14 protein-coding genes and 1 tRNA gene are annotated in these 15,571 nt (G+C 66.4%); 14 read left to right on the top strand and 1 reads right to left on the bottom strand.

What is annotated here, in order from left to right; all coding sequences use genetic code 11:
• A complete protein-coding gene (der, locus tag OXM57_09885) occupies positions 1-1,284 on the top strand; it encodes a ribosome biogenesis GTPase Der (GenBank protein MDE0352987.1) in 1,284 nt (427 codons plus the stop codon).
• A complete protein-coding gene (locus tag OXM57_09880; GenBank protein MDE0352986.1) occupies positions 1,281-1,424 on the top strand; it encodes a hypothetical protein in 144 nt (47 codons plus the stop codon). Before der ends, OXM57_09880 begins: the two co-directional genes overlap by 4 nt.
• Positions 1,425-1,441: 17 nt before the next feature.
• On the opposite strand, the gene OXM57_09875 is transcribed toward OXM57_09880, so the two are convergent.
• Positions 1,442-1,518, bottom strand: a tRNA-Pro gene (locus OXM57_09875).
• 320 nt (positions 1,519-1,838) lie between these two features.
• Between OXM57_09875 and OXM57_09870 the strand changes: the two genes are divergently transcribed.
• From OXM57_09870 to OXM57_09815, 12 genes are all read left to right on the top strand, one after another.
• Positions 1,839-3,821, top strand: coding sequence for an ABC transporter substrate-binding protein (locus OXM57_09870; GenBank protein MDE0352985.1), 1,983 nt, complete (start codon positions 1,839-1,841; stop codon positions 3,819-3,821).
• A gap of 339 nt (positions 3,822-4,160) precedes the next feature.
• Entirely contained in the window at positions 4,161-6,374 is a 2,214-nt protein-coding gene (locus OXM57_09865) for an ABC transporter substrate-binding protein (GenBank protein MDE0352984.1), read from the top strand.
• Between the two features lie 104 nt (positions 6,375-6,478).
• Positions 6,479-7,654, top strand: coding sequence for an ABC transporter permease (locus OXM57_09860; GenBank protein ID MDE0352983.1), 1,176 nt, complete (start codon positions 6,479-6,481; stop codon positions 7,652-7,654).
• A 19-nt stretch (positions 7,655-7,673) separates the two neighbouring features.
• On the top strand, positions 7,674-8,933 hold the full coding sequence (locus OXM57_09855; protein MDE0352982.1) for an ABC transporter permease: 1,260 nt from the start codon (positions 7,674-7,676) through the stop codon (positions 8,931-8,933).
• A 76-nt stretch (positions 8,934-9,009) separates the two neighbouring features.
• Positions 9,010-10,443, top strand: a complete 1,434-nt coding sequence (locus tag OXM57_09850) for an ATP-binding cassette domain-containing protein (protein MDE0352981.1) — start codon at positions 9,010-9,012, stop codon at positions 10,441-10,443.
• Positions 10,440-11,444, top strand: a complete 1,005-nt coding sequence (locus OXM57_09845; protein ID MDE0352980.1) for an ATP-binding cassette domain-containing protein — start codon at positions 10,440-10,442, stop codon at positions 11,442-11,444. Before OXM57_09850 ends, OXM57_09845 begins: the two co-directional genes overlap by 4 nt.
• Entirely contained in the window at positions 11,441-12,019 is a 579-nt protein-coding gene (locus OXM57_09840) for a CDP-alcohol phosphatidyltransferase family protein (GenBank protein MDE0352979.1), read from the top strand. Before OXM57_09845 ends, OXM57_09840 begins: the two co-directional genes overlap by 4 nt.
• A gap of 150 nt (positions 12,020-12,169) precedes the next feature.
• A complete protein-coding gene (locus OXM57_09835) occupies positions 12,170-12,616 on the top strand; it encodes an FHA domain-containing protein (protein MDE0352978.1) in 447 nt (148 codons plus the stop codon).
• Positions 12,613-13,305 carry a MerR family transcriptional regulator gene (locus tag OXM57_09830; protein MDE0352977.1) on the top strand — a complete coding sequence of 231 codons (693 nt, stop codon included), beginning with the start codon at positions 12,613-12,615 and terminating at the stop codon, positions 13,303-13,305. Before OXM57_09835 ends, OXM57_09830 begins: the two co-directional genes overlap by 4 nt.
• Before the next feature lie 31 nt (positions 13,306-13,336).
• Positions 13,337-14,467, top strand: coding sequence for a D-alanyl-D-alanine carboxypeptidase (locus OXM57_09825; GenBank protein MDE0352976.1), 1,131 nt, complete (start codon positions 13,337-13,339; stop codon positions 14,465-14,467).
• A complete protein-coding gene (hpt, locus tag OXM57_09820; protein MDE0352975.1) occupies positions 14,464-15,042 on the top strand; it encodes a hypoxanthine phosphoribosyltransferase in 579 nt (192 codons plus the stop codon). Before OXM57_09825 ends, hpt begins: the two co-directional genes overlap by 4 nt.
• The gene (locus OXM57_09815; protein MDE0352974.1) at positions 15,039-15,527 is read left to right on the top strand and encodes a bifunctional nuclease family protein; all 489 of its coding nucleotides are present in this window, start codon (positions 15,039-15,041) and stop codon (positions 15,525-15,527) included. Before hpt ends, OXM57_09815 begins: the two co-directional genes overlap by 4 nt.
• Positions 15,528-15,571 lie beyond the last annotated feature (44 nt).

The raw sequence follows: 15,571 nt of genomic DNA, 5'->3' as shown, positions 1-15,571 counted from the left end.
GTGGGAAAGTCGACCCTGGCCAACCGCATCGTGGGCCGCCGAGCCGCGGTGGTGCAGGAGAAGCCGGGCGTCACGCGGGACCGGCGCGAGTTCCCGGCGGATTGGGACGGCCGCAGCTTCACGGTGGTCGACACCGGTGGGTGGCAGCAGGGCAAGGATGCCGACCTGATCGAGGACATCTGCATCCAGGCCGAGATGGCCATTGCCTCCGCCGACCTGATCCTCTTCGTCGTCGACGCCCAGGGTGGGATCACCTCTGATGACGCGGCGATCGCCCGGCTCCTGCGGCCCGAAGCCGGTCGCGTGGTGATGGTGGCCAACAAGGCCGACAACGACGCCCTGGCGAGGGAGTCGGGGGCCTTCAACCGGCTCGGCCTGGGCGAACCCATGCCGGCATCGGCCATCCACGGCCATGGAGTGGCCGACCTGCTGGACGTCCTGGTCCGGCGACTACCGGACCGTCCGGACGGGGACATCATCGAGGACCCGGTGCCCGACGTGGCGGTGATCGGACGCCCCAACGTGGGGAAGTCCACCCTCCTGAACCGGCTGGTCGGGGATGAGCGCGTGCTGGTCTCGCCCGTACCCGGCACCACGCGGGACCCGATCGACGTGATTATCGAACTGGACGGCACCGGTTACCGGATCATCGACACCGCCGGCATGCGCCGCAAGCCGAAGATGTCGGAAGACGTCGAGTTCTTCTCGGTGCTGAGGGCGCAGGAAGTGCTACGGCGCGCCCATGCCGCCCTCCTGATGGTGGACGCGGCCGACGGCATCACCCATCAGGACCAGCGAATAGCCCGCCTGGCCGCCGATTCGGGCGCGGCGCTGGTAATCCTGGCGAACAAGTGGGACGCGGCCGACCTCGAGCAGCGGGAGCAGACCACGTACGAGCTGGGCGCCAGGCTGGGATTCGCCGGCTGGGCCCCGGTCCTCCGCATCTCGGCCCTCACCGGCGCCCGCCTGCACCGTCTGGGTCCTGCGCTCGAGACGGTGCTCGAGAACCGGTCCCGCCGCATTCCGACCGGCGTCCTCAACCGGCTCATCACCGAGTTGACGGCCGAGCATCCGCCTCCCGTGAGGAGGGGCCGGCGCCCCAGGATCCTCTTCGCCGCGCAATCCCGGTCGGTCCCTCCCACCATCGCCCTGTTCGTCAAGGGAAAGCTCGACCGCCCCTACCTGCGATTCCTGGAGAGGCGCCTCCGCCAGGCCTACGACTTCACGGGCACGCCGGTGCGCATGGTGGTGCGGCGTGGCGGCGGGCGCGCCGGCGGCCGATGACCGGTCCGGCCGGCTCGGACCCGGACCGCCGTCCACCCGGCGCTCCGCTCAGCTTCAAGCTGATGGTTGCGCTGGCAGCGCTATACCTGGGCTGGCGCCTGGTGCAGGGAGTGGCGGCTCTCTACCGATGGGCATTCTGAGAGGGGAACGGGAGGGATGGTCGGGCTGGCGGGATTTGAACCCACGACCTCTTGACCCCCAGTCAAGCGCGCTACCAAGCTGCGCCACAGCCCGTCCTCATAGAGTGTATCACCCGGTAGTTGCTGGTCTCTAGTTGTTGGTACCTAGTCAGGAGCCATCGGTAGAGCGCCATTAACGACTGCCATAGTTCCGCCACCTGCTGTTTCACGAGTTCGCCTCGTCTCGGCGCGACGGATGACTCGGACAGCCCACGGACACTGGAAGGATCTAATCTAAGACAACCTATCGCAGTTCACTAGCAACTAGTTACTAGCAACTAGAAGCTGATCAAGCTAGCCTCCCACCCGACGCCGAAGAGGGAGACCTGGGCCATGCGGGGCGGGTGGGAAATCCGTGCATCCAAGGGGTTGGCGATGGCAGTGCTGGTCGCTATGGCGGCCTCCGCGTGCGGGGGTTCGGATGGTTCTGAGGACACCGCCGCCACCACTCCTGCCACCACGAGCGCACCGGAGACGGATAGCCTGACCACCTCGACCTCGGCTGCTGCCGCCACGGTTACGGGGGAGACATCTTCGTCCCCGGACGCCACGGCCCCGGCCGGCTTCACCTACAAGGTCGCCATCTTCAGCAACCCGACCACCGACAATCCGTGGGCCTACTTCGACACCGAGCCGGATGTCTGGAACCAGTACACCCTTGCCGGTTCCCTCCCGTCCCTGTACGGGACCGCCTACCCGACCTTCGCCATCGTCCCCGGCCTGGCTGCGGACGCCGAGCCCCCTCAGGGCGCCGCTGAAGGCGACCGCTGGGTGATCGATGTCACCATGCGTCCGGGGGCCAAGTGGAGCGACGGCACACCGATCACAGCCCACGATGTCGCCTTCACCTTCAATGCCGTGAAAGACCTGCGGATGGGTGGCAACTGGTTTGCCGCCCTTCCCATGGCCCGCCCGGATGACCCCCAGACCGAGGAGGACGACACCCGAAACGGCCTGATATCGGTGGAAGCGCTGGACGACCATACGGTGCGCTATACCTGGAGCGCCCGGCCCGGGCTGGCGCAATGGCAGTTCGGAGCGGCCCAGTCGCCGATCTTCCCGGAGTCATTCTGGGGCCCGTACGTCGAGGCTGCCGACGAGGCCGGCGATCTCTACGCCGTATCGGGGGTCGCAGCACCCTCGGGCGGGCCGATGATCTACGACCGCCGGGAGCCGGGTACTTTCGTCCGGACCGAGGCCAACTACGACGTGTTCGGCCGGGGCGACGTCCTGACCAGCTACTCCACCGGAGGCGCCACCAGTGAAGGCACCGCCTCCTGGGAAGTGGGAGACACGTCAGGGGAGGTACTGGCGCGGTGGACCGAAGGTCCCCACGCCGCCGCCGCCATCTACTCGGTCTACGACACCCAGGATGCTGCGGTCCTCGCCCTGCGGGACGGCGAGGTGGATTTCATGCTCAACCCGCTCGGCCTCCAGCGCGGCCTGCAGTCCACCGTCATCGAGGCGGGCGACCTCGAAGTGATAGCCAATTCACCCAACGGATTCCGCTACGTGGCGTTCAACACCCGCCGCTTCCCCGGATCGGAGCCCTCCTTCCGGCAGGCCATCGCATGCATCATCGACAAGGAGTTCATGGCCCGCAACGTCCTCCAGGGTGTGGCGACCCCGCTCAACTCGCTGATCCCGCCGGGTAACACCTTCTGGGCCAACCCCGACGTGTTCGCCTGGTGCGAAGGATTGAGCATGGAGGAACGTGTCGGAATGGCCGTCCGGATGCTCAAGGAGGCGGGGTGGACCTGGGAGGTAGAACCTCAGTGGGATGCGGGTAATCAGGACGTTATACCTCAAGGTCAAGGACTGCGCGGTCCCGACGGCACGGAGGTGGAGCCCCTGGAGCTGCTGGCGCCGGGTCCGGGATACGATCCGTTGCGAGCTACCTACAGCTTGTTCATCGCCGATTGGGCAACCGACCTGGGCGTGCCCTTGCGGGCACAGCCGACCGGGTTCTCGGTCATCGTGGACAAGGTATTCGGCCCGGTCGATTGGGACATGTACATGCTCGGGTGGTCCACCACCATCTTTCCTGACCACCTGGCCGACTTCTTCGCGACGCAGGCTGATTCGGCCACGACCGGAGGGTTCAATATTCCCGGCTATTCGAATCCCGAATACGACCAGTTGGCACAAGATCTGAAGTCGTCTACCGACCTGGAGGAAGCCGCTGCCATCGCCAGGAGAATGGACGGCATCATCGCTCGCGACGTGCCCTACATAGTCCTCTTCGACACCCCCATCCTGGAGGCCTATCGCAACACGCTTGCCTATCCTTCCACGACCGTGCTGAACGGCTTGCAAGGGTTCTCGGGGCTCCCCGGATCGGTGAGCGTGGCCGAGTAGCCTCCTCCAGGGTGGATTAGGACAACGTACATCCATGTCTCCGCTATCTCCCAACTATTCAAGTCTTCTAGGGAAACTGGCGATCCAATCGCAGAACCCGGAAATATTGACGTACTCAATTGGAATCGATCCGGCAAAACCGGCGTGTGCGAACGGCGCCCATAGAGGGCTTACCGACCTTCCATCCTTTACCGGTCTACTGCCCCCGACTGGCGCAGTTCAATGAAAAAGTAACCGGGCTTTCTGACCGACTATCCGCGGCTATCAAGATAGACTTGTGGAATCTGTACTGAAGCAGACGGGCCCATAACCGGGGAGGATTCCATGAGGGCACCATCGATGCGTACATACCTACGATGTCTGGCGGTCGCGGCCGTTCTGGCCCTGCTCGCCACGGCCTGCGGGGCAGACGACGACACGGACGAAGCAGCCGCCGCGCAGGCACAGGCTCAGGCGGAGGCAGCAGCTGCGGCACAGGCACAGGCAGACGCGGCACAGGCGGAGGCAGCCGCAGCCGAGGCTGCGCTATCCCAGGCACAGGCCGATCTCGAAGCCGCCCAGGCGGCCGCGGCCGAGGCCATGGAGGGCGACGATGCCGCCCAGGCCGAGCTCGCCGCAGCGCTCGCCGACGCGGAGGCAGCTCTGGAAGAAGCCGAGATGGCAGCCGAGGAGGCCATGGAGGCGGCCGAGGCAGCCGCGGCGGAGCAAGCCGCAGCCACGACCACGACGGAACCGGAGGCAATGACGGAAGCCGGACCGTTCACCTACAAGCTTGCCATCTTCAGCGACCCGACCACTGACAATCCGTGGGCCTACCTCGACACGGAGGCAGACGTCTGGAACCAGTACGTGCTGTCGCCCGCCATTCCGACCCTGTACGGATCGACGTTCCCGAGTTACACCGTGGTACCGAACCTCGCGGCCGACGTCGAACCCCCGCTGGGGGCGGCGTCAGGGGACAACTGGGTGATCGACGTGAACATGAGGCAGGGACTGGTCTGGAGTGACGGCTCACCGATCACCGCCAACGACGTGGCCTTCACCTTCAACGCCGTCAAGGACCTCCAGATGGGCGGCAACTGGTTCTCCCTGCTCCCGCTGGCCCGCGACGACGACCCGGCCACCGAGGAGAATGAGGGGGCCGAGGGCCTGATCTCGGTAGAGGCGATTGACGACTACACCGTGCGGTACACCTGGAGCTCCCAGCCCGGTCTGGCCCAGTGGCAGTTCGGGGCGGCCCAGGCCGCGGTCTTCTCCGAGGCCCACTGGGGACCGCACGTCGCCGGATCCGGCGACGCCGGCGAGCTCTACGCCGTGTCGGGGGAGGGTGCGCCATCGGGCGGGAGCATGGTCTTCGACCGGCGCGAGCCCGGCGCCTTCGCCCGCAGCGTGGCCAACGCGAACGCAAACGATCAGGGAGCGCAGACCATCAGCTACTCGTCCGGTGGCGTCACCTTCTCGGGTGATGTGAGTTGGCAGGTGGGCGACACGACCGGAGAGGTCATCGCCGACTCGATCGGCGGACCGCACGCGGGCGATGCTATCTACTCGGTGTACGACACCCAGGATGCGGCGGTTCTCGCCCTGCGCGACGGCGAGGTGGACTTCATGCTCAACCCGTTGGGCCTCCAGCGCGGTCTCCAGTCCACGGTCCTCGAAGCAGGCGACCTCGACGTGATCGCCAACGCTTCCAACGGCTTCCGCTACCTGGCCTTCAACACCAGGAGCTTCCCCGGTTCGGACGTGGCTTTCCGCCAGGCAATGGCGTGCATGATCGACAAGGAGTTCATGGCGACCAATGTCCTGCAGGGTGTGGCCATCCCGCTCAACTCCATGGTGCCTCCCGGCAACGCCTTCTGGGCCAATCCGGATCTGGATGCCTGGTGCGCGGGCCAGAGCCAGGAGGAGCGGGTCAATTCGGCCGTCCAGATCCTGAAGGACGCCGGGTGGACCTGGGACGTCGAGCCCCAGTGGAACCCCGACAACCGGGACGTGATCCCGAAGGGTGAAGGCCTCCGGGGACCGGACGGCACGCTGGTCGGCAATCTCGAGTTGCTGGCCCCCGGGCCCGGATACGACCCGCTGCGGGCCACCTACAGCCTGTTCATCGCCGACTGGGCCAACGACCTCGGAATACCGCTGACGGCGGAGCCCACCGGCTTCTCGGTGATCGTGGACAGGGTGTTCGGGCCGGTGGACTGGGACATGTACATCCTCGGATGGGGTCTCACCATCTTCCCGGACCACTTGGCCGCCTTCTTCGACTCGCGCGCCGACTCGGCCACAACCGGCGGGTTCAACATCCCCGGCTACGCCAACCCGGAGTTCGACGCGATGGCGGATCGGTTGAAGGCGGAGACCGACATCAACGAGGCCGCCGCCATCGTGCGCCAGATGGACGCGGTGCTCGCCCAGGACGTCCCGTACGTGGTCCTGTTCACCACCCCCGTGCTGGAGGCATTCCGGAACACCCTGGAGTTCCCCAGCACCACCACTCTCGACGGCTTGCAGAACTTCCAAGGGCTGCCAGGAGCGGTGAACCTGGCCCAGTAGCGATCGGCAGGACAGAGCGGTGGGGCAGCCGGTACGGCCTGTCCCACCGCCTGGCCCGACCGCCAGGAGGGGGACGGCAGCAGTGAGGAGAAGGTGGCGATGAGATGATTCGCTACATAGCGCGGCGTTCTGTGCAAATGTTCGTGCTGTTCATCATCTTCCTGACGCTGACCTTCCTGCTCCTCACCGCCCTGCCCGGCGATACCGTCAAGCAGCGGTTCGCCACCAATCCCAACATTCCTCCGGAGGCCGCGCAGCTGGCCATCGAGCGTCTCGGTCTCGACAAGCCGCTGTGGGAGCAATACACCAGCTACATGTGGAACTTCTTCCGCGGAGACTTCGGGTTCTCCTTCCTCCAGTACCCGAGGCCGGTGTCCGACATCATCCTGGAGCGCTTGCCGAGGACATTGGTGCTTTTCCTGACGGTGCTGGTGAGTTACTACATCCTCGGGTTCGTGGCCGGCAAGTTCATAGCCTGGAGGCGGGGCCGGAGGGGCGAGCATGCCATAACCATCGGCAGCGTGTTCCTCTACACGGTGTTCTACCCCTGGTTCGCGCTGATGCTGATCTGGTTCTTCGCCTTCTACGCCGACGTGGTGCCGATAAACAAGTTCCTCGACCCGGAGGAGTGGGTAGACGCCCCCTTCAGCTCCAACCACGTGTTCATGGTGATCTTCGGCGTGATGCTGGTGGGCGGGATCGTGGCGCTCACCCTCTGGATCCTGTCCCGCCGCGTCAGGGATCCGGCACTGCGAAAGAGGACGGTGTGGGTGGGTTACGGCGCGCTGGCCGTTGTGATGCTCTGGTTCTGGTACCTGAGCGACTTCGGGTCGGCCCGCCGCCTCTACGCCGGGGACATCCTGCACCACATGATCCTCCCGGTCATCACGATCACGCTGATCAGCTTCGCCGGGATCATGCTCCTGACCCGGAGTTCCATGCTGGAGACCATGCGCGAGGACTTCATACTGACCGCCCGGGCCAAGGGCCTGGCGGAGAAGACGGTACGCGACCGCCATGCCGCCCGCACCGCCCTGCTCCCGGTCACCACCAGCCTGGTGATCGCGGTGGCGACCGTCATCGACGGGGGCATCATCACCGAGACCGTCTACTCGTGGCCCGGCATGGGAGAGCTCCTGTTCACGTCGGTGGTCGGGCAGGACACGAACCTGGCCATCGCCGCCTTCTCGTTCGTGGGCGTCATGGCCATGGTCGGGCACCTGGTGGTGGACATCCTCTACATGTTCCTCGACCCCCGCATCAGGGTGACGGGGGAGTGACGATGCCGGAACCGGCCCGATGACGGATCTGCTGGAAGCGCGGCCGGCGACCGACGTGGCCAGGAAGGGTTCGCTGTGGAGGATCCGGGCCAACCTGGTGTGGGCCGGCGTGACCAACAACTGGAACCTGTTCCGGACCAACCGGGTCGGCATCGTGGGGTTGGCCATCATCCTGTTCTTCGCGCTGATGGCCCTCATCCATCCCGTCCTGATGTCAGGCATGCGCTGGTACTCCGGCGCCGCGCTGTTCCTGCTGATCTGGCCGGTCGTGGCCTGGTTGATCTGGCCGCTGCTGGGGCGCCTTCGCCACGAGCGGAGGGTCACCCTCCCTCTGACGGTGGGGATCACAGCCGCCCTGCTGGTCGTGATAGGGGTGGCGTTCAGTGGGGTGTGGGACGCCGGCACCTACCACCCCGTGGTGGGGAACGAGGCGAACCCGCCGGTCCTCTACAGGACGGTCGTCAACGAGGTCACGGATCCGGCCACCGAGATGTCTACACGCGAGGCGCTCCTCTACTCCAACCCCGACGGATCTCCGCTGGTCCTCGGAGACGTCGCCGAGATCCGGGAGCAACCCACGGGTCCCTACGGCCGGCACTGGCTCGGTACCGACCCGCTGGGCCGTGACATCCTGTCCCAACTCATGAAGGGCGCCCAGGGAGCGTTCCTGCTGGGAATGGTGGCGGCCCTGGTCACCGTCCTATTCGCCACCTCGGTCGGTGCGGTGGCCGCCTACATGGGGGGCTGGATCGACTCCTTCTTCATGCGCTTGGCCGACCTGTTACTGATGCTTCCCGCCCTGGCCATCTTCATCGTGATGAGTTCGGTGTTCAGCTTCGAGCTATGGCACCTGGCCATACTGATCGGCGTGCTCGGCGGATTCGGCGGGGTGGCCATCGTGCTCAAGTCGCAGGCCCTGGCGGTGAAGGTCAAGCCCTTCATCGAGGCCGCCCGGGTGGCGGGTGGTTCCACGTTCCGGGTGATTGCCGTCCACGTGATACCCAACGTGATGCCGCTCAGCTTCCTATACATGATGTTCACCGTCACCGCCGCCATCCAGACCGAGGCGGTCCTCTCCTTCCTCGGCCTTCTGAACATCGACATGAGTTGGGGGCTGATGATCGAGCTGGCCAGGAACCAGGGATATTTCCTCACCGGCATGCGCTTCTGGTGGCTGGTGTTCCCCGCCGGGCTCTGCGTGTCCCTTCTCGCCGCCGCGTTCTTCCTGGTCGGCCGGGCCATGGACGAGGTGATCAATCCGAGGCTGCGGAAGCGATGACGGCGCCAGGCACCGAGTCCGTGGTCACTCGGGCCCCCAGCCGCCCGCGATGCGGCCGGCCGGGGTGGGGGATCGGATGAGCTGGGTCTCCGAGACCCGTCCGCGCCGGCTGAACCTGCTGGCGATCGCCCTCGGCATCGCGGTGATCGCGCTGGCCAACTGGTGGCTGGGAGGGTGGATCACCCCCGCGGAGGGCGAATACCGGCCCGGGTACCTGGTGATCCTGGTGGCCTTGCTGCTGCCCGGATTCCTCGGCGCCCTCGTATCCGGTCTGGTCGCCGGTCATCGGCGCCCCACCCACGGGCTGATGGCGGCGTTGGGAATGTTCGCCGCAGAGGTGATCTGGGGAGCGGCCGCAGGCGACCTCGCGATCGGGACGGTCGTGGTGCGTGCGCTGGGTTTCGCATGCGGCGCCGCACTGGGCGGGTACGCGGCGAACCGAGTGGGCTCTCGCCTGCGTTCGGGCCGCTCCCAGGCCGGGGATGAGGATGCGAGCGCCTCGGACCGGGCGCCCCTCCTGGAGGTCGACGATCTCAGCATGCACTACAGGACCAGCGAAGGGTGGGTATCAGCGGTCGACGGGGTCAGCTTTGCCTTGCACACGGGCGAGGCCCTCGGACTGGTCGGGGAGTCCGGGTGCGGCAAGACGTCGGTAGCGATGTCCCTCCTGAGACTCCTGCCGGAGAACGCCGAGTTCCGGGGCGGATCGGTACGCCTCAACGGGGTCGACCTCCTCGACGTGACAGAGGATGAGATGAGAACCCGCCGCTGGTCCGACATCGCCATGGTCTTCCAGGGGGCCATGAATGCTTGGAACCCCGTGTACACCGTCTACGAGCAGATCCGGGAGGCGATGGACACCCACTTCGGGAGCGAACTGGCCGAGGAACAGATCCGGGACCGGGTCGGCGAGTTGTTCGACCTGGTCGGCCTGAACCGGGCGATGGTGGATCGCTACCCGCACGAGTTCTCGGGGGGCATGCGGCAGCGGGCGGTCATCGCGATGGCCCTCTCGTGCGATCCCCAGGTGATCATCGCGGACGAACCCACCACCGCCCTCGACGTCATCGTGCAGGACCAGATCCTCGAGGAATTGAAGCAGGTCCAGACCGCACTGGGTATGAGCATCATCTACATCTCCCACGACATCGCCGTCATCGCCGAGGTGACCGAGGTGATGGGTGTGATGTACGCGGGCCGCCTCGTGGAGTTGGGACCGACCGCGGAGGTGTTCTCCCGGCCTCGCCATCCCTACACCTACCTGCTGCTGCGGTCCACCCCGTCAGTGACCGGGCCCCGCCGCGTCCTGGCGCCGCTCGAGGGCGAGCCGCCCAACCTGGTCGATCCGCCCACCGGATGCCGGTTCCATCCCCGGTGTCCTTACGCCGACCAGCGCTGCCGGGAGGAGAACCCGGCCCTCGAGGTCATCGACCAGCAGTCCGGCCATGAAGTTGCCTGCTGGAACTGGACGAGCGTCCCCGTCCGGACACGTAAGGGGGTGGAGGCATGACGCGGCCACTGGTCAGGGTCGAGAACCTGACCAAGCGGTTCCCGATCGCCCGCAACGCCTTCAGCCGGGCATCCGAATACGTCCACGCGGTGGACGGGATCAGCTTCGACATCGCCCCAGGCGAGACCCTCGGCCTGGTGGGGGAGTCGGGTTGCGGTAAGAGCACCACCGGCAAGCTGATGGTGAAGCTCCTCGAAGCCGGCTCAGGACGGATCATGATCGAGCAGGACGGCGAGATGGTCGACATGGCCGGCATTACCGCCAAGGATGACCTGCGCCGCTTCCGGCGCCGGGTGCAGATGATCTTCCAGGATCCGTTCGAGTCGCTCAACCCGCGGCGCACCGTGTACGACACGATCGCGGAGCCCCTGACCGTACAGCGGATCGGGAGCGTCCGGGAACGCGAGGAGCGGGCGATGCGGCTCCTGGAACTGGTGGGGCTGACGCCGCCGTCGACCTTCCTATTCCGGTACCCGCACGAACTGTCGGGAGGGCAGAGACAGCGGATAGCCATCGCGCGGGCGTTGGTGGTCGATCCTGCCTTCGTGGTCGCCGACGAGCCGACTTCCATGCTCGACGTGTCGATCCGGATCTCGATCATGGACCTGATGCTGAAGCTGGCGGAGCAACTGAACGTCTCCTACCTGTACATAACGCATGACCTGGCGGTGGCACGCTACATGTGCGACCGGATCGCGGTCATGTATCTCGGCAAGATCGTGGAGATGGGGGAGACCGAGGAACTTCTCGGCAATCCCCAGCATCCCTACACCAGGGCACTGCTGGCGTCGGTACCGGTACCCGATCCCGCCCACCACAGGGAGGGAGCGGACATCCGCGGTGGGATATCCAAGGCAATCAACCCGCCACCCAGGTGCCGTTTCATCGATCGGTGTCCCCTGGCCGCCGAGGTCTGCCATTCCAGCGACCATCCACCCCTCGAGGAGGGCAACCCCGGCCATCTTGTTGCTTGCTACCGGGCGGAGGACGCGCCGGTGTGAGCGAGGGAACGACCGAGAAGACGGCCACCGAGGATGCCGGCCTCTGGACCCTGCCAAACCTGATCTCCTTCCTCAGGATCCTGGCCCTGCCCGTCTTCCTCTGGGTTTTGCTGGGTCTCGACCGCCCGTTCCTGGCCGCGGTGCTCCTCGGCGTGATCTCGGTTACCGATCTGCTCGACGGGATGCTGGCCCGCCGCCTGGGCCAGGTCTCCGAGATCGGCAAGATGCTCGATCCGGTGGCGGACCGGCTGGTGGTCCTCGCGGGCGTGGTGGGCGGGATGGTGGCAGGTCTGGTCCCGTTGTGGCTGGGAGTGTCCCTGCTCGTCCGGGAGGCGATCATCGGGCCCACCACCATCTACTACCTGGTGTTCCGCGACATCCGGGTGCCGGTCCGGCAGATGGGCAAGACCGCCACCGCCCTGATCTTCTTCGCGGTGCCCTTCTACTACCTGACCGGCACGAGCTTCGTACCCCTTTTCTGGGAGGTCCTGGCCACAATTCTCGGCGCGGTCGGCCTGATCCTGTACCTCATCGTGACCTGGCGCTATCTCGGCGATCTCCGCCGCGTTGCGTGATGAGCCTCCTACCCAGAGGTTCTAGCTAAACTTTAATGATGAGGCTGGCATGCCAAGTCGCTGCTCGACAATGCCTCCTTGCTTGACCAACTGTAAACAGCCCCAAAGGAAGCGTCCCCGGTCGTGGATCTCGACAACTACAATCGCGGTATGGATGACTCGCACCAGGCGCCGGATGCGACGGTCGGCCACCGGCCCGGCGAGGACGCCACGTCTCCGGGGGATGTGACCGAGGTTCTCGATCTCTTCGACGATGAGGGAAACCCCATCGGCCCCGGCCAGCCCGGATCGGACGAGGGCGGACCGTCCTACAAGCTGATAGTGCGAACCGGCCAGCAGCCCGGCCGGTCGTGGCGGGTATCGCCCGGCGACACCCGGATCGGGCGCCATCCGTACAACGACATCGCCCTCGACCATATAACCGTCTCCCGGAGCCACTGCCTGCTGACCCTCGATGCCACCGGGATGACCCTCACCGACCTCGGATCCACCAACGGGACATACGTGAACGGCAGGCTCGCGGAGAGCACCACCATCCTTCCCGGCGACGAGCTGATGATCGGGATGTTCCGGCTCCTGCTGGCCCGGGCACGATGACCGATTCGCCGACCCTGACCATCGGCCGGGTCCGGGAGATGCTCCACGACGAGTTTCCCGACGTCACGACTTCCAAGATTCGTTTCCTCGAGACCAACGGTCTCGTCCACCCGGCCCGCTCGCCGTCCGGATACCGGCACTTCCGCCAGTCCGACGTCGACCGGCTCCGCTTCATCCTTCGCCAGCAGCGCGATCACTTCCTTCCCCTCAAGGTCATCAAGTCGCAGCTGACCCGGCTCGAGAGAGGCGAGATACCGGGTGGCGAAGCCGACACCGAGAAGCCGGCGCCGGTCCCGGATATCGCCCACGAGATGATCAGCCTGAACGAGCTGGCCCGGCGGTCCGACCTGACACCCCTCCAGGCTCGTCAACTCGTCGATCACGGCCTGCTGGCCCCGCGCCACGCCGACGGCGCCCACCAGTTCACGACCGGGGACGTGGCCGTGGCTCGCCAGTGCGGCGTGCTGCTCGCGGAGGGTCTCGAACCCCGGCACATCCGCCAGGTTCGCCAGGCCGTATCCCGCCAGGTCGAATTGCTCGACAGGCTCACTCTCGCCATGCGCCTGAGCCCGAGCCAGGCCAGCCGGCGCCAGGCCGCCAGGACGTTGAGCCGGGGGGCCGAGGCGATCCGGCTGCTCTCCCAGTCCTACCTCCAGGCGGACGTAAAGGCGCTCCTCGGCGAGGACTGACCTCCACATGCGAAGGGTCCGGGCACGCGCCATGGTCGCAGCGACGTGCCTGACAATCCTGCTGGTAGCGGCCCCGCCCGCCGGGTCCCACCATCCATCCGATCCGGGGCTCATCGCACCCGATCCTCCGGAGGTCACGGCCGAGGCGTGGATCGTGTACGACCACACGTACGGGCAGGTGCTGGCGGAGTTGGACGCCGACTCCCGCCGATCGGTCGCCTCGGTCACCAAGATCCTGACCGCTCTGGTGGTGCTCGAGAACGTGGGCGGGGACGACCTCGTCACCATCACCGATACGGCCGCCTCGGTGGGTGAGTCGGAGATCGGGCTGGTGGCGGGAGAGGCCGCTTGGACGGTCGAGGAGCTGGTGGCCGCCCTGATCCTCCGGAGCGCCAACGATGCGGCCGTGGCGCTGGCCCAGCACGTAGGCGGATCGGTAGCGGGGTTCGCGGAGCTGATGAACGGGGAGGCAACCCGGCTCGGCCTCACCGACTCCAACTTCGTCAACCCCCACGGCCTCGATCACGCCGACCACTACAGCTCGGCCCGCGACATCCTCCGCATCTCCGTGGCCGCGATGGACAACCCGGCGTTCTCACGGATCGCAGCCACCCGGAGCTTCAGCCTCCCGCCCACACCCGAAGGTGAATCGCGGGTGGCCGTCAACCGCAACGACCTCCTCGCCACCTATCCGGGCACGCTCGGCATCAAGACCGGGTACACCGGCCGTGCTCTCCAGACCCTCTCGGCCGTCGCCGAGCGGGATCGACGCCGGATCCACGTGGTGGTACTGGGGTCCCAGGACCATTTCGCCGACGTCGCCCTGCTGCTCGACTACGCCTTCGGCGGCTTCGGACCGCTGACCCTGGTCCCGGCCACGTCCGAGCCGAAACGCCCGCTGGCGGGGGGTGTGGCCGCCCAGCCCGGCACCGATTTCGAAGTGTTCCCGGATCGAGCGGAGCAGCCCCCACCGGATCCCGTGGAGGCGGAGATCGGCGATGCGACAGCGGCCGAGAACGGAACGGCCGCCGTCGATCCTGAAGCCGCAGCTACCGCCGCTCCGGTCACCCAGCGCATTGAACGTCAGGTGGAACTTCCGGGTTTAAGGGACGCGCTGGCGTGGGTGTGGAAGTACTGGCAGGGACTGAGGGGCGAGCGATGATCGCGGCCGAGGCGATCAGCGAGTGCGACATCGCCGAGCGGATCGCGGAGTTGGGAGAGAGCATCGCCGACGACTACCGGGGGCTGCGGCCCGTGTTGGTGTGCGTGCTGTCCGGGTCGCTGGTGTTCCTGGCCGATCTGATCCGCCGCATCCCCATCGAGTGCGAGATCGACTTTCTCGGGCTCACCAAGTTCGGGGAGGGTGGACGGGTGCGCGTGGCCATGGACACCGCCACCAACCTCGCCTCCCGTCACGTGCTCATCGTGGAGGACATCGTGGACACCGGCCTCACCCTGCGCCTGCTCCGCCGCATGATGGCGGAACGCAACTGCGCCAGCCTCCAGACCGTATCGCTGCTGGACCGGACCACGCGTCGTATCGTCGACGTGCCCATCGAGTACCGGGGCTTCGAGGTGGGGGATGAGTTCCTGGTGGGGTACGGTCTCGACTGGAAGGGCGAGTTCCGCAACCTGCGATCATTGTGGGCCATCCTGGACTTCGCCTCCTTCGCGGCCGACCCGTCCGTGCTGTTGCCCATTGCAGAGCCGGCCCGTGGTGATAGGCTCGCGCCATGAGCGAGTCGGTTCCCATGGATCTCATCGGGGTCAGGATCGAGTACCCGACCAACCAGCCGATAGTCCTGCTGCGCGAGTCGCACGGCAAGCGTTTCCTCGCCATCTGGATCGGCGCCATGGAAGCCACCGCCATCGCCTACGCCCTCGAGGGCGTCAACACCCCCCGCCCGTTCACCCACGACCTGCTACGGATCACGACCGAGGTGTTGGGGGGACAGGTGACCCGGGTGACGGTGACCGAGTTGCGGGACAGCGTCTACTACGCAGACCTGGTTCTATCGCGGGACGGTGAGGAGATCCATGTCAGCTCCCGCCCCTCCGACGCCATAGCCCTGGCCGCCCGCACGGGTGCGCCGGTATTCGCCACTCCGGAGGTCCTCGACGACGCCGGCATCGAGATCAAGGACGACCACCAGGAGGCGGAGGTGGAGGCCTTCCGGGAGTTCCTCGAAGATCTGTCGCCAGAGGACTTCAGGACAGGCTGAGCCGCCGAACCCGCGAAGACCCGGCGCCCGGGCGGCGGGCAATC

This window comes from bacterium, assembly GCA_028820935.1.
Taxonomy (GTDB): Bacteria; Actinomycetota; Acidimicrobiia; order Spongiisociales; family Spongiisociaceae; genus Spongiisocius.
The sequence above is the reverse complement of the archived record's forward strand: the minus strand, read 5'-3'. Positions and strand labels throughout refer to the sequence as shown.